Origin of the sequence: Streptomyces hygroscopicus subsp. hygroscopicus, assembly GCF_001553455.1 — a bacterium.
Classification (GTDB): Bacteria; Actinomycetota; Actinomycetes; order Streptomycetales; family Streptomycetaceae; genus Streptomyces; species Streptomyces hygroscopicus.
This window is the reverse complement of the sequence record NZ_BBOX01000374.1, coordinates 1-24,912: the sequence shown is the minus strand read 5'-3', so window position 1 is coordinate 24,912 and position 24,912 is coordinate 1. Positions and strand designations below refer to the sequence as shown.

Annotated in this window: 22 protein-coding genes; 17 read left to right on the top strand and 5 right to left on the bottom strand. The window is 73.0% G+C overall.

The window, feature by feature from the left end:
* From AXW62_RS32075 to AXW62_RS32065, 3 genes are all read left to right on the top strand, one after another.
* On the top strand, nt 1-339 hold a 339-nt coding region (locus AXW62_RS32075; protein ID WP_174556459.1), incomplete at its 5' end, for a PDGLE domain-containing protein.
* A gap of 2 nt (nt 340-341) precedes the next feature.
* On the top strand, nt 342-1,106 hold the full coding sequence (gene cbiQ / locus AXW62_RS32070; RefSeq protein WP_060947583.1) for a cobalt ECF transporter T component CbiQ: 765 nt from the start codon (nt 342-344) through the stop codon (nt 1,104-1,106).
* Nucleotides 1,103-1,873, top strand: coding sequence for an energy-coupling factor ABC transporter ATP-binding protein (locus AXW62_RS32065; protein ID WP_030822030.1), 771 nt, complete (start codon nt 1,103-1,105; stop codon nt 1,871-1,873). The genes cbiQ and AXW62_RS32065 overlap by 4 nt, the downstream gene beginning before the upstream one ends.
* Before the next feature lie 402 nt (nt 1,874-2,275).
* On the opposite strand, the gene AXW62_RS32060 is transcribed toward AXW62_RS32065, so the two are convergent.
* A complete protein-coding gene (locus AXW62_RS32060) occupies nt 2,276-3,682 on the bottom strand; it encodes a serine hydrolase domain-containing protein (protein WP_252368816.1) in 1,407 nt (468 codons plus the stop codon).
* A gap of 135 nt (nt 3,683-3,817) precedes the next feature.
* Here AXW62_RS32060 and AXW62_RS32055 point away from each other — a divergent pair, with 135 nt between their 5' ends.
* From AXW62_RS32055 to AXW62_RS32035, 4 genes are all read left to right on the top strand, one after another.
* Nucleotides 3,818-4,636, top strand: a complete 819-nt coding sequence (locus AXW62_RS32055) for an SDR family NAD(P)-dependent oxidoreductase (protein WP_060947581.1) — start codon at nt 3,818-3,820, stop codon at nt 4,634-4,636.
* A 300-nt stretch (nt 4,637-4,936) separates the two neighbouring features.
* Complete coding sequence (locus tag AXW62_RS32045; RefSeq protein WP_063817699.1) at nt 4,937-6,157, top strand: helix-turn-helix domain-containing protein; 1,221 nt, start codon at nt 4,937-4,939, stop codon at nt 6,155-6,157.
* A gap of 176 nt (nt 6,158-6,333) precedes the next feature.
* Complete coding sequence (locus AXW62_RS40000; RefSeq protein WP_079115899.1) at nt 6,334-6,927, top strand: hypothetical protein; 594 nt, start codon at nt 6,334-6,336, stop codon at nt 6,925-6,927.
* Nucleotides 6,924-7,259: a hypothetical protein gene (locus AXW62_RS32035; RefSeq protein ID WP_060947578.1), complete on the top strand. Its 336-nt coding sequence runs from the start codon at nt 6,924-6,926 to the stop codon at nt 7,257-7,259. Before AXW62_RS40000 ends, AXW62_RS32035 begins: the two co-directional genes overlap by 4 nt.
* Before the next feature lie 726 nt (nt 7,260-7,985).
* On the opposite strand, the gene AXW62_RS32030 is transcribed toward AXW62_RS32035, so the two are convergent.
* Both AXW62_RS32030 and AXW62_RS32025 read right to left on the bottom strand, forming a co-directional pair.
* Nucleotides 7,986-8,969: an EamA family transporter gene (locus AXW62_RS32030; RefSeq protein ID WP_060947577.1), complete on the bottom strand. Its 984-nt coding sequence runs from the start codon at nt 8,967-8,969 to the stop codon at nt 7,986-7,988.
* On the bottom strand, nt 8,966-9,460 hold the full coding sequence (locus tag AXW62_RS32025) for a YbaK/EbsC family protein (RefSeq protein WP_060947576.1): 495 nt from the start codon (nt 9,458-9,460) through the stop codon (nt 8,966-8,968). The genes AXW62_RS32030 and AXW62_RS32025 overlap by 4 nt, the downstream gene beginning before the upstream one ends.
* A gap of 100 nt (nt 9,461-9,560) precedes the next feature.
* Between AXW62_RS32025 and AXW62_RS32020 the strand changes: the two genes are divergently transcribed.
* Nucleotides 9,561-9,956 carry a cupin domain-containing protein gene (locus AXW62_RS32020; RefSeq protein WP_060947575.1) on the top strand — a complete coding sequence of 132 codons (396 nt, stop codon included), beginning with the start codon at nt 9,561-9,563 and terminating at the stop codon, nt 9,954-9,956.
* 79 nt (nt 9,957-10,035) lie between these two features.
* On the opposite strand, the gene AXW62_RS32015 is transcribed toward AXW62_RS32020, so the two are convergent.
* Complete coding sequence (locus AXW62_RS32015) at nt 10,036-11,679, bottom strand: penicillin-binding transpeptidase domain-containing protein (protein ID WP_060947574.1); 1,644 nt, start codon at nt 11,677-11,679, stop codon at nt 10,036-10,038.
* 124 nt (nt 11,680-11,803) lie between these two features.
* Entirely contained in the window at nt 11,804-13,582 is a 1,779-nt protein-coding gene (locus AXW62_RS32010) for a dolichyl-phosphate-mannose--protein mannosyltransferase (RefSeq protein ID WP_060947573.1), read from the bottom strand.
* 116 nt (nt 13,583-13,698) lie between these two features.
* On the opposite strand from AXW62_RS32010, the gene rsmI reads away from it, so the two are divergent.
* The 9 genes from rsmI to AXW62_RS31965 form a co-directional block, all read left to right on the top strand.
* Nucleotides 13,699-14,574, top strand: a complete 876-nt coding sequence (rsmI, locus tag AXW62_RS32005; protein ID WP_060947572.1) for a 16S rRNA (cytidine(1402)-2'-O)-methyltransferase — start codon at nt 13,699-13,701, stop codon at nt 14,572-14,574.
* Nucleotides 14,575-14,759: 185 nt separating this feature from the next.
* On the top strand, nt 14,760-15,236 hold the full coding sequence (locus AXW62_RS32000) for a hypothetical protein (RefSeq protein ID WP_060947571.1): 477 nt from the start codon (nt 14,760-14,762) through the stop codon (nt 15,234-15,236).
* A 92-nt stretch (nt 15,237-15,328) separates the two neighbouring features.
* Nucleotides 15,329-16,249: a TatD family hydrolase gene (locus tag AXW62_RS31995; RefSeq protein ID WP_060947570.1), complete on the top strand. Its 921-nt coding sequence runs from the start codon at nt 15,329-15,331 to the stop codon at nt 16,247-16,249.
* Nucleotides 16,250-16,358: 109 nt separating this feature from the next.
* A complete protein-coding gene (locus tag AXW62_RS31990) occupies nt 16,359-17,564 on the top strand; it encodes a resuscitation-promoting factor (protein ID WP_370682949.1) in 1,206 nt (401 codons plus the stop codon).
* Between the two features lie 72 nt (nt 17,565-17,636).
* Entirely contained in the window at nt 17,637-18,512 is an 876-nt protein-coding gene (rsmA, locus tag AXW62_RS31985; RefSeq protein ID WP_060947569.1) for a 16S rRNA (adenine(1518)-N(6)/adenine(1519)-N(6))-dimethyltransferase RsmA, read from the top strand.
* Nucleotides 18,513-19,048: 536 nt separating this feature from the next.
* On the top strand, nt 19,049-19,975 hold the full coding sequence (locus AXW62_RS31980) for a 4-(cytidine 5'-diphospho)-2-C-methyl-D-erythritol kinase (protein ID WP_060947568.1): 927 nt from the start codon (nt 19,049-19,051) through the stop codon (nt 19,973-19,975).
* A 61-nt stretch (nt 19,976-20,036) separates the two neighbouring features.
* The gene (locus tag AXW62_RS31975) at nt 20,037-21,857 is read left to right on the top strand and encodes an ABC-F family ATP-binding cassette domain-containing protein (protein ID WP_030822087.1); all 1,821 of its coding nucleotides are present in this window, start codon (nt 20,037-20,039) and stop codon (nt 21,855-21,857) included.
* Between the two features lie 301 nt (nt 21,858-22,158).
* Nucleotides 22,159-23,994: a hypothetical protein gene (locus AXW62_RS31970; protein ID WP_060947567.1), complete on the top strand. Its 1,836-nt coding sequence runs from the start codon at nt 22,159-22,161 to the stop codon at nt 23,992-23,994.
* A 267-nt stretch (nt 23,995-24,261) separates the two neighbouring features.
* Nucleotides 24,262-24,912: helix-turn-helix transcriptional regulator (locus AXW62_RS31965; protein WP_060947566.1), on the top strand; the 651-nt coding region annotated here is incomplete at its 3' end.

The window sequence follows — 24,912 nt, the reverse complement described above, 5'->3', positions numbered from 1 at the left end:
GCCGTGCCCGCCGCCGCGCCGAAGCGGTCCGCGCGGCGCGTGTGGTGGGCCGGGCTCGCGGCGGCGCTGCTCTGCGCCGGGGTCGTCAGCTTCTACGCCTCCGCCAGCCCCGACGGGCTGGAGAAGGTCGCCCATGACAAGGGGATCGACAAGAAGGCCGAGGACCACGCCGCCAAGGACTCCCCGCTCGCCGACTACGGCGTCAAGGACATCTCCGACGCCCGGCTCTCCGGCGGGCTCGCCGGGGTGATCGGAGTGGGGGCCACCCTCGCCGTCGGGTCCGGGGTCTTCATCGTCGTGCGGCGGCGCCGGGCGGCGGCCGAGAGCGAGCGGGGCTGACCGTGGGCGCGGGACACGCGCACAAGCTCTACCGGGAGGGACGGTCGCCCGTGCACGCCCTCCCTCCGCACTGCAAGATCGCCGCCGTCTTCTGCTTCGTCCTGGTCGTCGTCTCCACGCCCCGCGAGGCCGTCTGGGCCTTCGGGGTCTACGCGGTGCTGCTGGGCGGGGTCGCGGCGGTGGCCCGGATACCGGCCGGGTACCTGCTCAAGCGGCTGCTGATCGAGATCCCGTTCGTGGCCTTCGCCGTGCTGATGCCGTTCATCGCGGAGGGCCCGCGGGTGACGGTCCTGGGGATGTCGCTCAGCGAGTCCGGGCTGTGGAGCGCCTGGAACATCCTCGCCAAGGGCACCCTCGGCGTCGCCGCCTCCGTCCTCCTGGCGTCCACCACCGAGCTGCGCGCCCTGCTGCTGGGGTTGCAGCGGCTGCGGATGCCCTCGCTGCTGGTGCAGATCGCCTCGTTCATGATCCGCTACGGGGACGTCATCTCCGACGAGATGCGCCGGATGCGGATCGCCCGCCAGTCGCGTGGCTTCGAGGCGCGCGGGGTGCGTCACTGGGGCGTGCTCGCCACCTCGGCCGGGGCGCTGTTCATCCGCTCCTACGAACGGGGCGAACGGGTCCACCTGGCGATGGTCAGCCGGGGCTATACGGGCACCATGCCGGTGATCGACGATGTGACGGCGTCCCGCGCCCAGTGGACGTACGCCGCCGCCCTCCCGCTGGCCGCGCTGGCGGTCTGCCTGACCGGATGGATGCTCGTATGACCGACCCCGCCACTGCCCCGCCCTCGCTCCAGGTCTCCGGTCTGGCCTATGCGTACCCCGACGGCCACCAGGCGCTCTTCGGCGTCGATCTGACCGTGGCCCGCGGCGAGCGCGTCGCCCTGCTCGGCCCCAACGGCGCCGGCAAGACCACTCTCGTCCTGCACCTCAACGGCATCCTCACCGCGGGCGCCGGTACGGTCACGGTCGCCGGGCTGCCGGTGGCGAAGGCGCATCTGGCCGAGATCCGCCGCCGGGTGGGCATCGTCTTCCAGGACCCGGACGACCAACTGTTCATGCCGACCGTGCGCGAGGACGTGGCCTTCGGCCCGGCCGCGGCCGGGATACGCGGCACGGAGCTGGAGGAGCGGGTGCGCCGCGCGCTGGAGCGGGTCGGGATGGCCGAGTTCGCCGACCGGCCGCCCCACCACCTGTCCTTCGGGCAGCGGCGGCGGGTGGCCGTGGCGACCGTCCTGGCCATGGAGCCGGAGATCCTGGTCCTGGACGAGCCCTCCTCCAACCTCGACCCGGCCTCGCGCCGCGAACTCGCCGACATCCTGCGGTCCCTGGAGGTGACCGTGCTGATGGTCACCCACGACCTGCCGTACGCGCTGGAGCTGTGCCCGCGCTCCGTGGTGCTCAGCGGCGGGGTGATCGCGGCGGACGGCGGGACGCAGGAGCTGCTGTGCGACGAGAAGCTGATGCGCGAGCACCGGCTGGAGCTCCCGTTCGGCTTCGACCCCCGGTCGGTGACGGTTCCGGTGAGGTGAGGATGCCGGTGTTTCCGGTGGGGTGACGGGGCGGTCCGCTCACCCGTGCGCGGACGCGGTTGCTGACGGCCGTCTCAGGTACGCCGGAAGCGGTGGGCGGCGTTCTCCTCCCGGTGGCGGGGACACTGGCAGGACGGCCACGCCTGCCGCAATGCGTAGGGGTTGACGTCCTCCCCGACCAGCGTCGGGCGCCATCGTGTAGACACGGTTCCACGGCGTCTGACGAACGCTGACGATCCATCAGCTTCTGCGTCCCCTGACCGCTCGGTAGGGGACGTCGCGCTGCCCCGGTACGGCTTCGTACCGCACGGGGCCGCATGGGGCCGCGAGGGAGGGGTCCGGGGCGCGCGGTGACGCCCCTCCGTCGCGGCGCCCGGCCGCATCTGCGGCCCCCTCCGGCCGTTATGCCTCCAGCGCCGCCAGACTGGTCCGCACCGCGCGCACCAGCGCCTGCGCACGCGGGTCCGCGGTGACACCGCGCCGCATACCGTTGGTGACGTAGGCGAAGCCGATGCGCGCCTCCGGGTCGGCGAAGGCGAGGGAGCCGCCGCGCCCCGGATGGCCGAACGAACCCGGCCCCAGCATCGGGCAGGCCGGGCCGTGCAGCATGTAGCCCAGTCCGAACCGGGTGCCGACGACGAGGACCTGGTCCGGACCCGCGGACTCCTCCGTCCGGGCCATCGTCAACGTCGCCGGGGCGAAGAGCCTGCCGCCCGAGCGGGCCGTACGGGCCGACGGCAGCGGGCCGATCAGCGCCGCGTAGAAACGGGCCAGCGCCTCGGCGGTCGCCACCCCGCCCGAGGCGGGCAACTCCGCGGCGAGATAGGCCGGGTCGTTCTCGTCCGGCAGCGGGGTGATCGCGGCGAACGCCCGCCGGGTCAGCGACTCGGGGTCCTGGTACGCCTCGGCGACCGACCGCTTGGGACGCAGCCGCGGCCCCTGGGCGGCGGGCGCGGCGGGAGCCTCCACCGCCGCGATCCGGCCGACCCGCCCCCGCTGCTCCTCGGGCAGCCCCAGCCACAGGTCGAGCCCGAGCGGGCGGGCGATCTCCTCGGCGATCCAGCGCCCGATGGTCCGCCCGGTGACCCGGCGCACCAGCTCGCTCAGCAGCCAGCTGTACGTCTGGGCGTGGTAACCGTGCGCCGTGCCGGGCTCCCACACGGGGCGCTGGGCGGCGACGGCCAGCGGCCCGGATACGCCGTCGATGGCCTCGGCGGGGGTCAGCGGGGTGTCGAGGACGGGCACGCCGGTGCGGTGCGCGAGCAGATGCCGCACCAGCACCCGCTCCTTGCCGCCCGCCTTGAACTCCGGCCAGTAGGTGCTGACCCGGCCGTCCAGGTCCAGCTGGCCACGCTGGTGCAGCAGCAGCGGTACGGCGGCGGCGACGCCCTTGGTGACCGACCGGACGACCTGGGCGGTGTCCTGGGTCCACGGCTCACGGCCGCCCCCGCCTCCGGAAGCACCGTCATCACCGGAATCACCGGAAGCACCGTCATCACCGGAATCACCGGAATCACCGGAATCACCGGAATCACCGGAATCACCGGAAGCCCCGGCGTTCCCGGATGCCTCCGCGCCCCCGGACACTCCGGCATCACCCCCGGACGCTCCGGCGTCCCCGGGGCCGTCGCCGTCCGGGGTCTTCGCACCGCCCCACAGGTCGACGACCTTCTCGCCGTCCCGGTAGAGGACGAACGCCGCGCCGCGCTCACCGTGCCGGGCGAAGTTCGCCGCGAAAGCGTCCCGGACCGGTTCGAAACCGTCGGCCACCGTGCCCTGGACGTCCACCACTGATCCGACTCCCGCCATGCCGACCCGAGCGTGTTTTCTTCTTATGGTGCAACGTCCCGCGCGTGAGGATCATGCCGGGGCCGGGCAGGATCTCCGGCGGACGCGCCGTCACGGGGCGGCGGCGGTCCCGGAGCCGACGAGAAGGGGCACAGGGTGCGGAGATTCGAGGGCTATGCGGTCATGCTCACCGGCGCGGGACGCGGGATCGGGGAGGTGACCGCCCGTCGCTTCGCCGACGAGGGCGCCCGGGTGCTGATCACCGACCTGGACGGCGAACGGGCCGCGAAGGCCGCCGCGTCCATACGGGCCGACGGCGGCGAGGCCGAGTCGCTGGGCTGCGACGCGGCCCGGCGGGCGGACGCCGAGGCGGCCGTGGCGCACGCCGTAAGGAGCTTCGGGAGGCTGGACGTCCTGGTCAACAGCGCCCACTCGTGTCATGCCGACACCCCGCTGTTCGAGGACCAGCCGGACGATGCCTGGCAGCAGGACATCGATGTCACCCTCGGCGGCGCCTTCCGCTGCTCCCGCGCCGCGCTGCCGCATCTGGCCGCCGCGGGCGGCCGGGGCGCGATCGTCAACGTCGGCTCGGTCAACGGCATCCAGGACTTCGGCAACCACGCCTACAGCGCCGCCAAGGCGGGCCTGAGCAGCCTCACCCGCACGCTGGCCGCGCACGCCGCCGGACGGGGCGTCCGCGTCAACCTCGTGGCCCCCGGCACCATCCGCACCCCCGGCTGGGACGGCAAGGAGGACACCCTGCGCCGCGCCGCCGAGGTCTATCCGCTCGGCCGGGTCGGCGAACCCACCGACATCGCCGCCGCCATCACCTTCCTCGCCTCCTCCGACGCCGCCTGGATCACCGGGATCACGCTCCCCGTGGACGGCGGCATCACGACCACGAACGTGGCGGTACGCAGGGCCTTCGGGCATGTCGCCGGTCATGGGGAGGCGCCCAGCGAGGCGTCGTCGTAACGGCCCTCCCAGGGCTCGCTCGTATCGACGTTGGTCAGCCGCAGGTTGAGCCCGTTCTCCTTGGAGTGCTCGGTGACAGCGACCTGGCTCTCTGCGGCGGCGTCGCGCCAGCGAGTCCACTGGGCAGCGTGCTCGTCGCCGTCGAGCGCGGCGAGCTTGGCGTGCTCGTCGTCGGCCGGAGCATAAGGGTCCCGCGCCCCCTCTGGCCCACGGGCTGGGGGGGATCTTTCGGGTTCAACCTCCCCTGATCGTGCCCGCGCGGCGTACCGTGGCCGAAAGACCTTCTGGCGGGGGTACATCATGAGCAGCAAGACCATTGGCGACCGCCTGAGCGAGCTCCGGCGCTACCGCGACGTCACCCAGGAGCAGCTGGCCGAACGGTCAGGTGTCCACGTCGACACCATCCGAAAGCTGGAGCAGAACGTCCGGCAGTCGGCACGCCTGGGCACTCTCCGGAAGCTGGCGAGGGCCCTCGATACCGAGCTGGACCGACTACTGGGGCAGCCCACCGTGACCACAGAACTCCCTGACGGCGACGGCGGACTGATCGCTTTGCGTGATGCCATCCAGGACATCAGCGCTTTGCCAGGCGTGCCTTCTGGAGATCTCGACGAGGACCCGCCCTCCGCTGAGTCGTGGATGGGTCAGGTCCGGACGGCCACCAGGCTCTACTGGGAAGGGGCGTACAGCGAACTCGCGCACTCCCTCCCTCTCCTCCTTCGGGACGGGCGCGCAGTGGCTCGGGAGACGACCGGCGCACTCGTCGAGCAGGTCTGGAACCAGCTTGCGCTGGCGTACCAGCTTGCGGCCAGCCTCGCGGCGCAGGTCGGGCATCCCGACTGGGCTTTCGAAGCCGTGGAGAAACAGCTGCATGCGGCACAGCGCGCGTCTGATCCGCTGATGGAGGGGATGGGCGTCTCCACTTTGTCGTGGGTGCTGCTGCGTCAGGGCCGGTGGGAGGAAGCCCAGTCGGTCGCGGAGCGGAAGGCGGATGCGCTGGAGCCGTCCATGCGGCGCGGCACGAGCGCTCAGTACGCGGTGTACGGGAACCTGCTGATGGCGGCGGCCACGCCTGCCGCGCGACGGGATCAGAAGGACGAAGCTGATCAGTACCTCAACTTCGCTGAGGCTGCGGCCGTCCGGTCTGGGGCCGTGCGCGTGTACGGAACCGCCTTCTCTCCGGTGGACGTCAAGACGCAGATCGTCAACATCGCCATGGCAGGCAGTGAGCCGGACGCGGAGAAGGCTCTGGAGGCGTCCGGAGATGTGCGCCGCGACTTGATCAAGCGCCCGGTGCATCTGGCTGCCCACCGCCTGGACGTGGCTCAGGCTCAGTACCAGACGGGCAACAGCGAGGGAGCATTGGACACGCTGCTCGAGGTGGAAGCTGACCAGCCCGAATGGATCCGGTATCAGATGCTCGCGAGGACCACGGTGTTGGAGATGCGCGAGGAGGAGAGGCGCCGGAACACCCGACTGCGAGGGCTGGCTGCCCGACTCGGGGTTGAGCCCGCTCTCTGACTAGGACGTGACGTCCTAGACGCGTCATAACCGGCTCAGCGTCTGGTGCACTTCGTCACTGGGCAGTGATCGCGCGCACACTTAGCGTGATCTGCATCACGGCGGCGCTGGCCTACGCTCCCGCCAGGACACTGGCCAGCGCCGCCCCTCGCAGATCATCCGCAGGGGAGCCCGACGTGACGACCAGAGCCTTGCCGTGGACACCACCGCCCGCCGTGGACGTAGAGCCGTTACCCGTCGGCACATGGTGGGACGCCGTCAAGGCCCCGGCGAACATCGGCGAACGCGCCTTCAAGACGCTCGGCGACGAGACCGGCGCCGTGATCCAGGACTACCACGGCGCCCTGTACTGGCTCATCGCCGTAGGGTCCACGACGAGCTGGCATCTGCGAGGGGTCCGCGTCCTCACAGAACTCGCCGACGAGCGGACCTACCTCGGCGTACCGCCCGTCTCCTGGACGACGGGCCCCGGTTCCCACTGGCGCGTGCCCCTGGGGCCCGATCACTACCTGACCGATGCCCACCGCCTGCGGGGAGCCCTGGCCGAGGCCGACCGCGCCGAGTACGGACTCATGCCCGAGGGCCGCCAGCTCTGTTACCGCTGCCAGCTGCCCACTGACGAACCCATCCCGGTCGACGTGGAGGCCCGCGGCAACCACGTCGGCAAGATCATCTACGCCTGCCCCACTCACGCACCGCTCTACCCCACAGGTCAACACCTCCGGACCCTCACCAGGGCACCCGCGACCGCGCACGAGGGGCGCCGATGAAGAGGAGCGAGCCGGTCATCACGGCACCGGGACCGGGACCGGCCGGTATCGACCCGGCCGCCCTCACCCGCGAGCAACTCCTGGGCTGGCGCTGCGCCCTGTGCGGCACGCTGCTCACCGGGGACCGCCCGCTCGGCACGGTCACCGTCAGTCAGGGCCCCACCCTCACCACCTACCCCCTGTGGGCCTGTGACCCCAACTGCACCACAGAGCACGCGTGGCGCGCGGCCATCGGCCATGCCGCGGGGTGCGAAGCGTGCAGGACGGGCGAGTGCGAGACCGGCCAGCGGCTCCTGGACGCCTACTCGACGGCCTTTCGGGGGGAGCGGTGATGCGCGAGTGGCTGAGCCACCATCGCAGGGCCACCCCGGCGCAGAGGGCGGCCCGCGCCGGTGAGATTCTCCGTGCGGCCGGGTACCGGCCCCTCACGGAGTACCCGGGGTTCGCCAGAGAGCCCTGGCCAGCCGTCTGCACCACGTGCGGCACTACCCGGTACCCCACAGTGACGGGCGTCCGCCAGGACCAGCCCGAGCAGTCGCCCCCCTGGCCGCCGGGCTGGGCAGGAGCGCGCGGGAGGTGCCGGATGAGGCACCGCCGGCAGCCCCCCGGCCGAGCGAGCGGCGCTGCTCGCCTTCCGCGCCGCCCGGCTGGGCCTGGCCCTCAGCGCTGTCCCGCTGCTGCTGGCGCTCGCGGTTTACCTCTGCGTGGCCGGGGACCCGGCCCGATAGACCGGGTGGGCCGCCGACGGCCCGGGGTCCCCCGCCCCGGGCACGACTTCGCGCCGGCGGCCCACCCTTCCAGACACCCTGCGGTCGGTGCAGCCAGGCGCGGCCGTCGGCCGCAGGGCAGGGACTCCGGCCCCGACATGGGGACCGCGGGCTGGAGTCCCCACACGAGAAAGCCCCCGCCCCGATCGGGCGCTACCCGGGGGCGTCCCGGGAGGACCGGCGCGGGGCGAGGCCACCAACGCTATGCGGGGGCGAGGGAGTACGGGGCCACCACACGGCGGGAACGAGGGGATGGTCGCCTACCCGGGCACGGGGAAGCGGAGCGCGGGGTCAGCCGGCGTGCAGCATCAGCCCGATGCCCGCCACCATCAGCCCCGCCGCCGCGATCCTCGGAGCACCGAACCCCTCCTTGAAGAACAGCGCCCCTATGGCCGCGCCCACGATGATCGACGATTCGCGCAGCGCCGCGATCGGGGCCAGTTCGGCCCGGGTCTGGGCCCACAGGACCAGGCCGTAGGCGAGGACCGACAGTAGCCCGCCGAGCAGTCCGCGCGCCGCGACCGGGCGCAGCTGCCCGAGGAGCGCACCGCGCCGGACCGCCAGGGCGCAGGCGGGGATCGCCAGGCCCTCCAGGATCATCAGCCAGGCGATGTAGCCGAGCGGGCTGCCGGAGGAGCGCACGCCCAGTCCGTCCACGACGGTGTACGAGGCGATGGACAGCCCGGTGGCCACGGCTGCCGTAAGGGCGAGCCACTGAGGCCCCCCGCCGTTCCCGCTGCCCCCGCCCTCCCTGCCGGACTCGCCGTTCCCGCCGCCCCCGCCCTCCCTGCCGGACTCGCCGTTCCCGCCACGCCCGCCATTCCCGTCGCCCCCGCCGGACTCGCCGGTCGCGGGGCGGAGGGAGCCGCGGATGCCCCACAGCGCCACGCCCACCAGCCCCGCCGAGGCCAGCGCGATCCCCGCCGCCTGCCAGCGGTCCGGCCGCTCGCCGACGAAGACCGCGGCGGCCACGGTCACCACCAGCGGCGCGGTGCCGCGTGCGATGGGATACATCTGGCCGAAGTCGCCCAGGTGGAACGAGCGCATGAGCAGCAGCTGATAGACCACGTGAACGGCGGCGGAGGCCAGCAGATACGGCCAGGCGTCCGCCGCGGGCGCGGGGGCGAACGGCAGCAGCGCCAGTCCGCCCAGCATCCCGCCGCCGCCCACCAGCGTGAAGGCGAGCAGCTGGTCCCTGATGCCGTGCGCGATGGCGTTCCAACTCGCGTGAGTGACGGCCGCGATGAGCACCGCGGCCGCGACGAGCGGGGTCATGCGGGCCGCTCGCGCACATCCACCAGGGTGCCCTCGGCATGGGCGATCAGCGTCGGGGGATCGAGCGGGAAGACGGTGTGCGGGGTGCCCGCGGCGGCCCATACGGTCGCGTGGTCCAGCAGCCGGCGGTCGGCCAGGACGCGGGTGCGGGTGCGGTGGCCGAAGGGCGGCACCCCGCCGATGGCGTAGCCGGTGGTCTCCCGCACCAGCGCCGCGTTGGCCCGGCGGACCCTCTCGGCGCCCAGCTCCTGCCGTACCAGCTCGACGTCGACCCGCGACGCCCCGTCCAGCAGCACCACCACCGGCTGCCCGTCCGCCTCGAAGACCAGCGACTTGACGATCTGGCTCAGCTCGCAGCCGATGGCCGCGGCGGCCTCGGCGGCGGTGCGGGTGGCGTCGGGGAAGCGGCGTACCTCGACGTCCAGGCCGAGTTCGCGCAGGGCGTCGGCGAAGCGGGGATGGGCCGCGGTGTCAGGGGTGGTATGGGCCATGGAACGACGCTATCCGCGGGTCCGAGGGCCACGCCAGGACATTTCGCCGGACCGCACCGGCGTCCAAGACGCCGCCCGGGGGCCCGGGGAGGATCGGGCCATGGATACCGAACCCGTGAACGTCCACAAGGCGCTGGCCTCCTTCGACGATGTCTACAGCCCCCGGATCGTGGCCCGGGTGAACGACTACGACGTCCGGATCGCCCACACCCTGGGCGAGCACGTCTGGCACGCGCACGACGACACCGACGAGTTCTTCCTGGTCCTCGACGGCCGGTTCGACATCGCCCTCCGGGACGCCGACGGCGCGGAGACCACGGTGGTGCTGCACCGGGGCGACACCTTCGTGGTCCCCAGGGGCACCGAGCACAAGCCGTCGTCGCCGGGCGGGTCGATCCTGATGTTCGAGCCCTCGGGGACCAGCACGACCGGGGACCGCCACGAGGGCGAGACCCCCGGCCACGTGGACAGCACCACGGGCCACGCGCTCGGCTGACCGGCCGCACAGCGAGGAGCCGGGCGGGCACGGGGTCATCCGCGCCCGCCCGGCTCCCGTGCCGGTACCGGAGCCGGCCTCAGCCGCCCGCGCGCAGCAGCGCCGCCACGATCGGGCCCGCCGTGTCGCCGCCGTGGCCGCCCGCGGGGACCACACCGGCGGCGGCGAGGTCGTTGCGGTAGGCGCTGAACCAGCCGTTGGGCTTCTCCTGGTTGTCCACCTCGGCCGAACCGGTCTTGGCGCCGAAGTCACCGCTCATCCCGGCCATCGCCTCGGCGGCGGTGCCGGAGGTGGCCGTCAGCCGCATCAGCTTGCGCAGCTGGTCCTTGGTGCCGGCCTTCATCGTCCTGCTCGCCTTGGCCAGCGTCCGGTTGTCCAGCGACGGCGAGACCAGGTACGGCTGGCGGAAGGTGCCGGTGGAGGCGGTGGCCGCGACCGACGCCATGTTGAGCGGGTTCATCCGCACCCCGCCCTGGCCGATCAGCGAAGCGGCCTTGGAGGCCGCGGACTGCACCGGCACCGAGCCGTCGAAGGTGGGCACGCCGGTCTGCCAGTTGAGCCCGATGCCGAAGACGTCCCGGGCCTCCTTGGTCAGGTCGTCGTTCTTCAGCTTCCCCGCCTGGCTGATGAAGGCCGTGTTGCAGGAGCGGGCGAAGCTCTGCTCGAAGGTGCCGTTCTTGATCTCGAACTTGTCGTCGTTCTGGAACTTCCAGCCGCCGTAGGAGAAGTACTTGGGGCACGGATGGGCCTTGCCGTAGGCCGCGAGTCCCTTGTCGATCAGCGTCGCCGAGGTGATGATCTTCATCGTCGAGCCCGGTGCGTACGAGCCCTGGAGAGCGGTGTTGAAGCCGCTCGCGGGGGAGTTGGCCAGCGCGAGGATCTCGCCGGTGCTGGGCTTGACCGCCACCACCGACGCCTTGGCGCGCTTGTTCACCTGCTGCTCGGCGGTGCGCTGGAGCGAGGCGTCGATCGTGGTGCGGAGCGTGCCCGGGGTGCCCTTGGAGAGCACCTTCAGCGTCTTGTCGGGGGACTTGGCGCCCTTGCCGCGGGCGATCCAGGTCTCCACGCCCGCCGTGCCGCCCGCCTTCTTGCCGTACCGCTCGCGCAGCGAGGCCAGGACGGTCTTGAGGGTCGGGTGCTCGGCCGCGGTCAGCTCCTTGCCGTCGCGGTCCACGGCCTTGATCGGCGGCGCCTCGGCCGCACCGGTCTTCAGCGTGTCACCCTCGCCGAGGCCGGGGTGGACCACCGAGGGCTTCCAGGCGACGACCGGCTTGCCGGTCGTGGTGTCGCGCGTCACGGTCAGCGAGGAGTCGTACGTCCACGGGGCGCTCTCACCGGCGTAGGAGATCCGGGCGCTGACCGAGAACGGCACCTTCGCGCCGCTCGCCTGCCCCGGCCGCAGCTCCACCTTGCTCACATGGGCCTTCTCGCGGTACCCGCGCAGCGCCGCGGTGGCCGCGTCGCCGTTGTCCGTCAGGGCGGCCGCCTTCGCCGTCTCGCCCGCCGACCAGGCCGTCAGGAACGCGCGGGCGGTGGCCGTGACCTCGGCCGCGCTGGGCGGGCCGGTCTTCACCTTCTTCAGCGACGGCTTGTCGTCACCCGAGCCGGCGCTCGCACCGTCCTTCGGGCCGGACGCCCCGTCCTGGCCGCTGCCGCAACCGGCCACACCGACCATGGCGGCGAACACCGCACCGACGATCGCGGCTCTCGCGCCACTCCGCATTGCAGAACCCCCACTGTGTTCTCGATTCCCCCCACCAGTCGATGGAGGCCGCGGTGCCCGGCACTCTACCGGCATCCCGCGGGGCCCCCGCGCCCTCACGGCCGCCAGGTGCGGGGGCAGGGGGTCAGATCCAGCTGTCCAGCCACATCCGGGCCCGCCAGGCGTCCATGGGGATCGTCTGGCCGGTGTAGAGCGGGAAGAAATAAATGAAGTTCCAGATGATCAGCAGGACCAGCGCGCCCGAACCGACCGCGCCGACCACCCGGCGGGTCTCGCTCGCCCCCGGCGGCCCCAGCAGCGCGCCGATCATCATCGCCACCGCCAGACACAGGAAGGGCACGAAGACGACGGAGTAGAAGGAGAAGATCGTCCGGTCCTGGTAGAGGAACCACGGCAGATAGCCCGCGGCCACCCCGCACAGGATCGCGCCCGCCCGCCAGTCCCGCCGCAGCGCCCACCGGAACAGCAGGTACAGCAGCGCGAAGCAGGCCGCCCACCACAGCAGCGGGGTGCCGATGGCCAGCACCTCGCGGGCGCACTTCTCGGCCGCGTCCTTGGGGCAGCCGTCCTGGCCCGCCCGCGGGGACTCGTAGAAGTACGAGACCGGGCGGGACTGCACCAGCCAGCTCCACGGGTTGGACTGGTAGACATGCGGTGAGTCCAGGCCGACGTGGAACTTGTAGACCTCGGACTCGTAGTGCCACAGGCTGCGCAGCGGATTGAGCAGCCAGTCGAAGGCGCCGCCGGTGCCGTAGCCGCCGCCGTCCGGCTTCCGGGACTCGGCCCAGTGACGGAAGTAACCGCTGTGCCGCCAGCCGCGCACCCGGTCGAAGGTGCCGCTCGCGGCGAACCAGCCCGACCAGGAGGCGATGTAGGTGACGACCGCCACGGGCACCAGCGACAGGAACGCCCAGCCCAGATCGCGCCGCAGCACCGCCCGGTAGGGGCCGGCGGCGCCCGCGGTACGGCGTGCGCCCACGTCCCACAGGACGGCCATCAGGCCGAAGGCCGCCAGGACGTACAGCCCGTTCCACTTGGTGCCGATGGCCAGGCCCAGCAGGACCCCGGCCGCGATCCGCCACGGGCGCGGGCCCAGCCTCAGGCTCTGGGCGACCGCCGGGTCCGGCCGCGCCGTGCCGTCCTCACCGGCCGGCAGCGCCGCCGCCAGCCGGGCGCGCGCCTGGTCCCGGTCGACGAGCAGCGCGCCGAAGGCGGCCAGCACGAAGAACATCACGACCAGGTCGAGCAGCGCCGTGCGGCTCATCACGAAGTGCAGCCCGTCCACGGCCATCAGCGCGCCCGCGAGACAGCCGAGGAACGTCGACCGGAACAGCCGCCGCCCGATCCGGCACAGCATCAGCACCGAGAGGGTGCCGAGCAGCGCGACCATGAACCGCCAGCCGAACGGGTGCAGCCCGAAGAACTGCTCGCCGAGCCCGATGACCCACTTGCCCACCGGCGGGTGCACCACGTACGAGGCCGCGTCGCCGAGCGGGATGTGCTGCGGGGTGTCGAGGATCCGGTCGTTGGCGTTCTTCGGCCAGGTGCCCTCGTAGCCGTACTCCCAGATCGACCAGGCGTCCTTGGCGTAGTACGTCTCGTCGAATATGACGTTGTCCGGGCTGCCCAGCCGCCAGAAGCGCATCAGCCCGGCGCACAGCGCGACGAGCAGCGGCCCGCCCCAGCCGCTCCAGCGGGCGATTCTGGCCGCCGCCGAGGGGGTCGCGCCGAGGATCTGCCAGAGCCGGGTGCCCGGCTCCGCGTACGGCGGGACCAGCCGCTGCCGTACGCCGGGCCGGGTGCGGCCCGCGTATCCGAAGCGGCGCAGCCGGAGCTGCCAGGCCGGCGGCTGCTGGCCGGTGGCTCTGCCCGGCTGGGCGTGGGTCGCGGTGTCACTGCTCACCGGGCCATCGTAGGGAAGGGGTCTGTGAGTGTGGCGGGGAAAGGCGGCGAACCGGGGATTCGTGCCCTGGGCGGTGACGGCGCAGCCGGCCGCGGCCGGCTGCGAGGATGGTGGGCGTGACTGGAACGCTCGTACTGGCAGGTACCCCCATCGGCGACACGGCGGACGCGCCCCCGAGACTGGCCGCCGAACTCATGGCCGCCGACGTGATCGCCGCCGAGGACACCCGGCGGCTGCGCCGCCTCACCCAGGCGCTGGAGGTGCGCCCGGCCGGCCGGGTGGTGTCCTATTTCGAGGGCAACGAGTCCGCCCGTACCCCCGAGCTGGTCGAGACGCTGGCCCAGGGCGCCCGGGTGCTGCTGGTCACCGACGCGGGCATGCCCTCGGTCTCCGACCCCGGCTACCGCCTGGTCGCCGCCGCCGTGGAGCGCGGGATCACCGTCACCGCGGTGCCCGGACCGTCCGCGGTGCTCACCGCCCTGGCGGTCTCCGGGCTGCCGGTGGACCGCTTCTGCTTCGAGGGCTTCCCGCCGCGCAAGGCGGGGGAGCGGCTGGCACGGCTGCGCGAGGTCGCCGGCGAGCGCCGCACCCTGGTCTGGTTCGAGGCCCCGCACCGGCTGGACGACACCCTGGCGGCCATGGCCGAGGTGTTCGGCGCGGACCGTCGCGCCGCGGTGTGCCGGGAGCTGACCAAGACGTACGAGGAGGTGCGGCGCGGCCCGCTGGCGGAGCTGGCCGCCTGGGCGCGGGAGGGCGTGCGCGGCGAGATCACCATCGTGGTCGAGGGCGCCGCGGCGCCCGGTCCCGAGGAGGCGGACCCCGCCGAGCTGGCCCGCCGGGTCGCGGTGCGCGAGGCGGCCGGTGAGCGCCGCAAGGAGGCCATCGCGGCGGTCGCGCAGGAGGCCGGGGTGCCCAAACGGCAGGTGTTCGACGCCGTGGTGGCGGCGAAGAACGCGGCCGGAAGTGCCCCGTACGAAGGTAAAGCACCGTAGAGAAAGGCAAAGCGCAGGTTACTTGCCGGGCCGTTTCCGGGCAGTTTGGGAACGCGGTTCCCAAATCTCGCTCAAAGGGAGGGAAGGCCCGGTGCGGCAGCGCCGGGAAAGGCGTCCACTGGGTGGGGAACACCCGGGGCGATCCCACCCCGGAAGACTTGTCCTGGGTGACAAGAGGAGCTGCCATGAGCGATATAGCGGAAACGTCCAGCGGTGCCCATCCGATAGCCGCCCACACCCCCTCCGGCCCGTCCGGCGAGGTGGCCCACGAGGCTTACGCTTTCGCCTGCATGAAGTGCGGACACGGCTGGGAGCGGTCCTACGACATCGAACACCACGTGGACGGCGAGGGCCGTGCCTACGTCGTCTACTTCACCGGCGGCCGGCGCGTCCCCTCCCCGCTGACGAGCCCCGACTGCGTCAACTGCGGTGCGCATCTGGTGCGGATCATGCGCGCGGGCCAGGTCTCCTCGGCCCTGGAGAGTGCGCGGCGCGGGAGGCCGCGCACCGCCGGGGACCGGCGGGCGGACACCGGCGCGCCGGAATCCGCGCCCGGCGCCGCGGCGGATCGCGCACCGGAAAACGAGGACCCCGCCCGACGCCGTACGCACCATTGGCATCTGGCGAATCTGCTGCATCCCTTTCAGCACCACCGCCACTGAGAACGATCCCGTTCAGATGAGCCGTAAGCGGGTCAACTGAGCGGCCGGGCGTGATTCACCGCACATTCACCGGGATTCATAGAATCGCGTCCATGGCGAAAACAGCATCGACTCCCGGCGGCAGCGGCAAGGCGAGCGGCACGCAAAAGGAAAAGGACGTGCCGCCTCCGCTGCCGGAGCCCCTGCGGGTCCCGGTCGCCGATTCCCACACCCACCTGGACATGCAGACGGGCACCGTCGAGGAGGCATTGGCCAAGGCCGCCTCGGTCGGCGTGCGCACCGTCATCCAGGTGGGGTGCGATCTGGCCGGGTCCCGATGGGCGGCCGAGACCGCGGCGGCGCACCCGGGCGTCTGGGCCACCGTGGCCCTGCACCCCAACGAGGCCCCGCGCATCGTCCTGGGCGACCCCGACGGCTGGTCCCGGCAGGGGGCGCGGGAGCCCGGCGGCGACACCGCCCTGGACGCGGCCCTCGACGAGATAGCGGCCCTCGCCGCCCTCCCCCAGGTGCGGGGCGTCGGCGAGACCGGCCTGGACCACTTCCGCACCGGACCGGAGGGCATGGCCGCCCAGGAGCGCTCCTTCCGCCGCCACATCGCCATCGCCAAGGACCACGGCAAGGCCCTGGTCATCCACGACCGCGAGGCCCACGACGACGTCCTTCGGGTGCTCGCCGAGGAGGGCGCGCCCGACACCGTCGTCTTCCACTGCTACTCCGGCGACGCGGCCATGGCCGAGATCTGCGCCGAGCGCGGCTACTACATGTCGTTCGCCGGCAACGTCACCTTCAAGAACGCCCAGCCGCTGCGCGACGCCCTCGCCGTGGCCCCGCTCGACCTCGTCCTCGTCGAGACCGACGCGCCGTTCCTGACCCCCGTCCCGTACCGCGGACGGCCCAACGCCCCCTATCTGATTCCGCTCACCCTGCGGGCCATGGCCGAGGTCAAGGGCGTCCCCGAGGACATCCTGGCGACCGCCGTAGCAGCCAATACGGCGCGCGTCTTCGGCTACTGAGGGCGGTGACCACCCGGGGAAGGTGATCACACTGCGTGATGATCTTCCTTGGGAGAGTCACCCGCACTCCGCTACAGTCCCGGAACCCAACGCCCTGACCAGTGGACCTGTGGAGTGTTACCGGAGTGATGTCGTGAGCCCCGCGGGCAGCCACCGCGTCCCGGGCGGCCGTGCCGCCGCCCGCCGAGCCGCCCGGCGCGGACGCGCCACCGGCCGGACCGACCCGGTGCGCCGGCTGCTGCCGCAGGCCCTGGTGGTCGCCGCCCTGGCCGGCGGCACCTCCGCCTTCGTGGCCCAGGACAAGGCGGTACGGCTCAGCGTCGACGGCGACCGGCGCACCCTGCACACCTACGCCGACGACGTGGGCGAACTGCTGCGGGACGAGAACGTCCCCGTCGGCGCCCACGACATCGTCGCCCCCGCGCCCGGGGAACGGCTCGCCAGCGGCACCGAGGTCGCCGTCCGCTACGGCCGCCCGGTCACCCTCACCCTCGACGGGGAGCGCCGCCGGGTGTGGACCACCGCCCACACGGTTGACGGCGCACTGCGCCAACTGGGCGTACATGCCGAGGGCGCGTACCTGTCCGCCTCCCGCTCCGCCGCCATCACCCGCCGCGGGCTGCTCCTGCACGTCCGCACCGAGCGCACCGTCACCTTCCTCGCCGACGGGCACGCGCACACCATCCGCACCAACGCGGCCACCGTCGGCGAGGCCCTCGCCGCCGCCGGGCTCACCCTGCGCGGCCAGGACACCACCTCCGTCCCCCAGGACAGCTTCCCGCGCGACGGCCAGACGGTGACGGTGATGCGGATCACCGGCGGCGAGGAGGCCCGCGACGAGCCGGTGCCCTTCACCACCGTCCGCCGCGCCGACCCCACCCTCCCCAAGGGCACCGAGATCGTGGCACGGGTCGGCGAACCGGGCACCCTGCGCACCACCTACCGGGTGCGCGCCGTCAACGGCGTACGGCAGCGCCCGCGGAAGATCCGCAGCGAGATCGTCAAGGCGCCCGTCCCCCGGATCGTCCGGGTCGGCACCATGACCCCGCCCCCCACGGCGGCGGGCGGCCCGGCGGACGGGCTCAACTGGCGGGCGATGGCGCGCTGCGAATCCGGCGGCCGGCCGGACGCGGTCGACGGTTCCGGCCGTTACGGCGGCCTCTACCAGCTCGACCAGGGCACCTGGCACGCCCTCGGCGGCCACGGCCGCCCCCAGGACGCGCCCCCGGCCGAGCAGACCTACCGGGCCAAGAAGCTCTACCAGCAGCGCGGCACGAGCCCCTGGCCCACCTGCGGCCGCAAGCTCCACCAGTAACGGGCGGTGGACCGGGCCGTTCAGTAACGGGCGGTGGACCGGGCCGTCGGCGGGGCGCCATAAACTTCCACGGTGAGCCCCACCGACCCCGACGTCCTGCTCGGCCCCGCGGACATCCGCGAACTCGCGGCCCGGCTCGGCGTACGCCCCACCAAACAGCGCGGCCAGAACTTCGTCATCGACGCCAACACGGTCCGCCGGATCGTCCGGACCGCCGAGGTGCGCCCCGAGGACGTGGTCGTCGAGGTCGGCCCCGGACTCGGCTCGCTGACCCTCGCGCTGCTGGAGGCCGCCGACCGGGTCACCGCCGTGGAGATCGACGACGTCCTCGCCGCCGCCCTCCCCGCGACCGTCGCGGCCCGGCTGCCGCACCGCGCCGACCGCTTCGCGCTGGTGCACAGCGACGCCCTCCGGGTGACCGAACTGCCGGGCCCCGCCCCGACCGCCCTGGTCGCCAACCTGCCGTACAACGTCGCCGTGCCCGTGCTGCTCCACATGCTCGGGCGCTTCCCGACCATCGAGCGGACCCTGGTCATGGTCCAGTCCGAGGTCGCCGACCGGCTCGCCGCGCCACCCGGCTCCAAGGTCTACGGCGTCCCCTCCGTGAAGGCGGCCTGGTACGCCCACGTCAAGCGCGCGGGCGCGATCGGCCGCACCGTCTTCTGGCCCGCCCCCAACGTCGACTCCGGCCTGGTCTCGCTGATACGCCGGGACGAGCCGCCGCGCACCACCGCCACCCGGGACGAGGTCTTCGCGGTGGTCGACGCGGCGTTCGCCCAGCGCCGCAAGACCCTCCGGGCGGCGCTCGCGGGCTGGGCCGGTTCGGCGGGGGGCGCCGAGGAGGCCCTCAAGGCCGCCGGGGTCTCCCCGCAGGCGCGCGGCGAGTCGCTGACGGTGGAGGACTTCGCCGCGATCGCCGAGCACCGCCCGCCGGCCGCGACGCACTGAGCCGCGTCCAGGGCCCGCGCCCGCCCCCGGGCTCTGGGGCGGACCCGGACCCGGTCCCGGACCCGGGCCCCCGCGGATCGCGGGTCCGGGCCCGTCCTGTCCCGGGGCACGCGCCCGCCCCCGGGCGCGCGGATCGCCGCTCCGGGCCCGCCCCGGGTTCCGGGCCCACCCCGGCCCCCAGCGGATCACGGGTCCGGGCCCGTCCAGGGTCCGGGCCCGCTCACGGTTCGAGCCCGCGCAGGGTCCGGGCCCGTCCCGCACCGAAGCCCGCCCAGAGTGCGTCCAGCGCAGATTCAGCCCAACCCAGATCCCGCTCGGCGCCGGAGTCCGCCCGGCACTGAGCCCGTCGCCCACTCACGTCCGTCCCGCGCCAAGACCCGCCCCGCACCCCAGCCCGTCCCGCACCGAGGCCCCGCCCCAGCCCGGGGCGCCGGGCGCGACAATGGCCGCAGCCGACCGCAGCCGACCGCAGCCGACCGCACAGTCGATCCGCACCCGACCGCACACCCGATCCGTACGCGAAGGAGCCCGCTTCCGTGACCCGCCCCGTGACCGCCCGTGTGCCCGCCAAGGTCAACGTTCAGCTCGCGGTCGGCGGACTGCGCCCCGATGGGTTCCACGACCTGGCCAACGTCTTCCTCGCCGTCGGGCTGCACGACGAGGTCACCGCCGCCCCCGCCGACACCCTCCGCATCACCGTCGAGGGCGCGGACGCCGGCCAGGTGCCGCTGGACCACACCAACCTGGCCGCCCGCGCCGCCCTCGCCCTCGCCGAGCGGCACGGCGTCGCGCCCGGCGTCCACCTCCACATCGTCAAGGACATCCCCGTCGCGGGCGGTATGGCGGGCGGCAGCGCGGACGCCGCCGGGGCGCTGCTGGCCTGCGACGCGCTGTGGGGCACCGGGGCGACCCGCGCCGAACTGCTGGAGATCTGCGCCGCCCTGGGCAGCGACGTCCCCTTCAGCCTCGTCGGCGGCGCGGCCCTCGGCCGTGGCCGGGGCGAGCTGCTGACCCCGCTGGAGACCGGCGGCACCTTCCACTGGGTGTTCGCCGTGGCCGACGGCGGACTGTCCACCCCGGCCGTCTACCGCGAATGCGACCGGCTGCGCGAGGCGTCCGGCGCGGGCGCGAGCGCCGCCGACGTCCCCGACCCCGAACCCTCCCCGGCGCTGCTGGCCGCCCTGCGCACCGGCGACGCCACCGCGCTGGCCGCCGCCGTCGCCAACGACCTGCAACCGGCCGCGCTTTCGCTGCGCCCCGCGCTCGCCGACACCCTGCGCGCCGGCGCGGACGCGGGCGCGCTCGCCTCGCTCGTCTCCGGTTCCGGCCCGACCTGCGCCTTCCTGGCCAAGGACGCCGAGGGCGCGCAGGCGGTGGCGGGCGCGCTGGCCGCCTCCGGCACCTGCCGTACGGTCCGGGTCACCTCCGGCCCGGTCCCCGGGGCGCGGCTGGTGGACGTCTGAGCGAGGCCGCCCCGCGCGGCGACTACCCTGGGATGCCGATCGATCCGCGTAATGGAGTGTGATGGCGACCAACCTGGTCAACGTTGAATCCGTCGGCAAGGTGTACGGCACCCGTGCGCTGCTGGACGGCGTCTCCCTCGGAGTCAACGAGGGCGACCGCATCGGCGTCGTCGGGCGCAACGGCGACGGCAAGACCACGCTCATCCGGATCCTCGCCAAGCTGGAGCCCGCCGACGACGGCCGCGTCACCCACGCCGGTGATCTGCGGCTGGGCGTGCTCACCCAGCACGACTCCCTCGACCCCCAGGCCACCGTCCGCCATGAGGTGATCGGCGATCTCGCCGACCACGAGTGGGCCGGTGACGCCAAGATCCGGGATGTGCTCACCGGGCTGTTCGGCGGGCTGGACCTGCCCGCCTTCCCCCAGGGGCTCGACACCGTCATCGGCCCGCTGTCCGGCGGTGAGCGCCGCCGTATCGCGCTCGCCAAGCTGCTGATCGCCGAACAGGACCTGATCGTCCTGGACGAGCCCACCAACCACCTCGACGTCGAGGGCATCTCCTGGCTGGCCGGGCATCTGCGGGCCCGCCGCTCGGCCCTGGTGGTCGTCACCCACGACCGCTGGTTCCTCGACCAGGTCTGCACCCGGATGTGGGACGTCCAGCGCGGCGCCGTCCACGAGTACGAGGGCGGCTACAGCGACTACGTCTTCGCCCGCGCCGAGCGCGAGCGCATCGCCGCGAGCGAGGAGGCCAAGCGGCAGAACCTGATGCGCAAGGAGCTGGCCTGGCTGCGCCGCGGCGCCCCCGCCCGCACCAGCAAGCCCCGCTTCCGCATCGAGGCGGCCAACGCGCTGATCGCGGACGTGCCGCCGCCGCGCGACAGCGCCGAGCTGATGCGGTTCGCGGGCTCCCGCCTGGGCAAGACCGTCTTCGACCTGGAGGACGTGACGGTCACCGCCGGGCCCAAGGTGCTGCTCAAGCACCTGACCTGGCAGCTGGGGCCCGGCGACCGGATCGGCCTGGTGGGCGTGAACGGCGCGGGCAAGACCTCGCTGCTGCGCGCCCTCGCCGAGGCCGCCCGCAGCGAGGGCGAACAGCAGCCCGCCGGGGGCCGGATCGCGGTCGGCAAGACCGTAAGGCTCGGGTATCTGTCGCAGGAGGTCGCCGAACTCGACCGGAACCTGCGCGTCCTGGAGGCCGTCGAGCAGGTGCGGCAGCGCGTCGACCTCGGCAAGGGCCGGGAGATGACCGCCTCCCAGCTGTGCGAGAAGTTCGGCTTCACCAAGGAGAAGCAGTGGACCCCGGTCGGCGATCTCTCCGGCGGTGAGCGGCGTCGGCTGCAGATCCTGCGGCTGCTGATGGACGAGCCCAACGTGCTCTTCCTGGACGAGCCCACCAACGACCTCGACATCGAGACCCTGACCCAGCTGGAGGACCTGCTCGACGGCTGGCCCGGCTCGCTCGTGGTCATCAGCCACGACCGGTACTTCATCGAGCGCACCACCGACCGGGTCCTCGCGCTGCTGGGCGACGCCACCTTGCGGATGCTGCCGCGCGGTGTGGACGAGTACCTGGAGCGGCGGCAGCGCGTCCTGGCCGCGGCCGCCCCGGCCCCCGCCGCGCCCGCCAAGCAGAAGACCGGCGAACAGGCCGCCCGGCAGCGGTCGGCCGCCGAGCAGCGCGCCGCCAAGAAGGAACTGCAGCGCATCGAGCGGCGGCTGGACCGGATCAGCGAGCAGGAGTCCGAACTGCACGCGCGGATCGCCGAGCACGCCACGGACTTCACCAAGGTCGCCGAGCTCGACGGCCGGCTGCGCGAGCTGACGGGGGAGCGGGAGGAGCTGGAGACCCGCTGGCTGGAGCTGGCCGACGACGCATGAGCGGCTGAGCCGAGGAGCGGACGGGCCGGGATCCATGAGTGGCCTGAAAGCATCGTGTGAAGAGGCTGTGGGCATGGGGCGCGCACCGTGGCAACGGTCGCGTCACAGGCCGGTCTCAGCTGATCGATGACCTGGACACTGATCCCTATTCACCCCTTACGGGTGATACAAAGAACTCCCGCCTGCCTTCCGCTCACTGGCGGGGTTCCATGTCCGATTCGCTCCTTCCCGGAGGGCATTGACCACCGGGATCGCGGGGGAGGCCGGTCGGGCGATGGGTCCCGCATCAGAAGGATTTCGCATGTCACAGCCGCCTCCGCCGCCCAGTCAGCCGCCGCAGGGCGGCTTCGGTGCGCCGCAGGAACCCGGTTACGGCTATCCGCAGCAGCCGCCCAGTCCGCCTCCGGGCCAGCAGGGTTACGGCTATCCGCAGGCACCCGGCCAGCCGCCGCAGACCCCGCCGCCGCCCCCGTCGGCACCGCCGGGCCCGCCGCAGACGCCCCCGCAGGGCGCCGGCGGCTACGGCTACCCGGCGCAGCCGGGGTACGGCCAGCCGGGCCAGACAGGCGCGCCCGCACCGTACCCATCCGGCCAGCAGCAGTACGGTCAGCAGCCGTACGGGCAGCCGCCGTTCGGCCAGCAGCAGTACGGCCAGCAGCAGTACGGCCAGCCGCCGCAGCCCCAGTACCCCGGCGCCCCCGGTCCGGGCGGCCCCGGCCGGTCCAAGCAGCGCATGGCGGTCATCGTCAGCGCCGTGGTCGCCGTCGCGCTGGTCATCGGCGGCGGCATATGGTTCGCCACCAAGGACGACGGCGGCGGCAGCGAGGCCAAGGGCGGGGGCAAGCAGTCCAGCCAGGGCACCTCGAAAGGCTCCAGCGGCGGCAAGGACAAGCCCGCCGAGGCCATCGACGCCAAGCTGCTCGACAAGGTCCCGATGCCCAAGGTCTCCGACCAGGTCACCGTCGAGGGCATGTGGGCCACCGACGACACCTTCGTGAAGGCCGGGGTCTACAAGATCGTCGGATATCCGCTGAGCGGCGGCGACGCCAAGTGGACGATCCCGCTGGACGGTGCGGTCTGCTGGTCCTCGGACCACCTCACCGAGGACGGCCTGACCACGGTCCTCTACCAGGAGGCCAAGCCGTCGGCCAAGGACAAGTACCCCAGCTGCACCGAGGTCGGGCTGCTCGACCTCAAGAACGGCAAGATGCTCTGGCACCGGAACGTCAAGGAGGGTGACGAGAAGGTCCGCTTCGACGAGGTCACCATCGGTGGCGGCACCGTGGCCGCGGGCGGCACCAGCGGCGGCGCCGCCTGGTCCACCTCGGGCCAGGCGCTGTGGAAGCCCAAGTCGGGCGAGCAGTGCTCGGACGACGGTTACGCGGGCGGCGAGGACAAGCTGGTCGCGGTGCGCCGCTGCGGCGAGTACGACAACCCGCAGATGCAGGTCCAGACGCTGAACCCGAAGACCGGCGCGGTGAAGTCGGCCTACAAGGTCTCGCAGGGCATCGACTACGTCCACGTCGCCTCGGTCGACCCGCTGGTGATCGGCGTCGACGCCGGCGACTCGACCGGCTCGGCGGTCTCGGACTTCCTGGCCATCGACGACAGCGCCAAGACCGGCAAGGTGATCAGCAAGATCGGCACCGAGAACGGCAAGTACGACGCCAAGTGCGAGTCGACCAACGTGGAGGGCTGCCGGAAGGTCGCCATCAGCAAGTCGGCCGACGCCCTCTTCCTCGGCTCGGAGGACCGCACCGACTCCAGCGCCGCGACGGCCAACGAGGTCGTGGCCTTCAGCCTGAAGACCGGCAAGCCGATCGGGAAAACCGACGGGGTCAAGGGCGCAGCGCTCACCCCGCTCGGGCTCGACGAGGACGGTTCCGTCCTCGCCTACCAGGAGAGCACCTGGGAGGCCGGCGGCGCGGTCTGGCGGATCGACCCCAAGTCGTACGCCAAGACCAAGCTGCTGCAGAACCCCGTCGACACCCACGAGATGGAGTCGAAGTTCAGCACCAGCTACTCGGAGATCATCTACTCCGGGAAGCACCTCTTCATGGGGGACGTCTACGCGACCAAGCCCTCGGGCGCCTACGACAAGGACGACCCGCTGGCGATCATCTTCGGCGCGAGCTGACCCCGGTGCCCGGCCCCACGGCCCGGCCCCACGGCGGCCCCGCACGTACCCACCGTACGGGCGGGGCCGCCGCTTGCGCACCGGCGGAGCGCCGGGGTGCGCGCCCTTACGGAACCCGGCCGCATCGATCCGATTCGGACGCCAACTGGATGTCAAGTAGGCACGAATGGCCGGGATTTCGGCATTCCGAGGGGCTTCTGGCCGGTAGGGGGCGCGCAACGTCGAACAAGCGTGTAGCTTTCCCCCCTGAGCGATGAGGGGGAGCTCATGGGCGTGCGACTCATGGTGGTCGACGATCACCGTCTGCTCGCGGAGGCGCTCGCCTCGGCGCTGAAGCTGCGCGGGCACCGGGTGCTCGCCGCGGCGGCACCGAGCGCGGGCGCGGCGGACCTGGTGGTGAGCCGGGCACCGGAGGTGTGCCTGCTGGGAACGGCGTCACCCGCCGAACCGGGGGTGTTCGACCCGGTCGCGCGGATCAAGAAGGAGCGGCCGCAGGTCGCGGTCGTGGTGCTCGGCCCGGTGCCGAGCCCGCGCGGCATAGCCGCCGCCTTCGCCGCCGGGGCGTCCGGCTACGTGCGCCACGACGAGCGGATCGAGGGTGTCGAACGCGCCATGATGAAGGCGCGGGCCGGCGAGGCGGCCGTGGCCCCCCAACTGCTCCAGGGGGCGTTCGCGGAGCTGCTCAACCCCGCGGCCCAGCCCGACGACGAGGGGGCCCGGCTGCTGCGCATGCTGACCCCGCGCGAGGTGGAGGTGCTGGTGCGGGTCGCCGAGGGCGAGGACACCCGGCTGATCGCGGCGGGCATGGGGATCGCGCCCAGCACGGCCCGCACCCATGTGCAGCGGGTGCTGATGAAGCTGGGGGTGGGCTCACGGCTGGAGGCGGCGGCCCTGGCGGCGCGCACCGGGCTGCTGGAC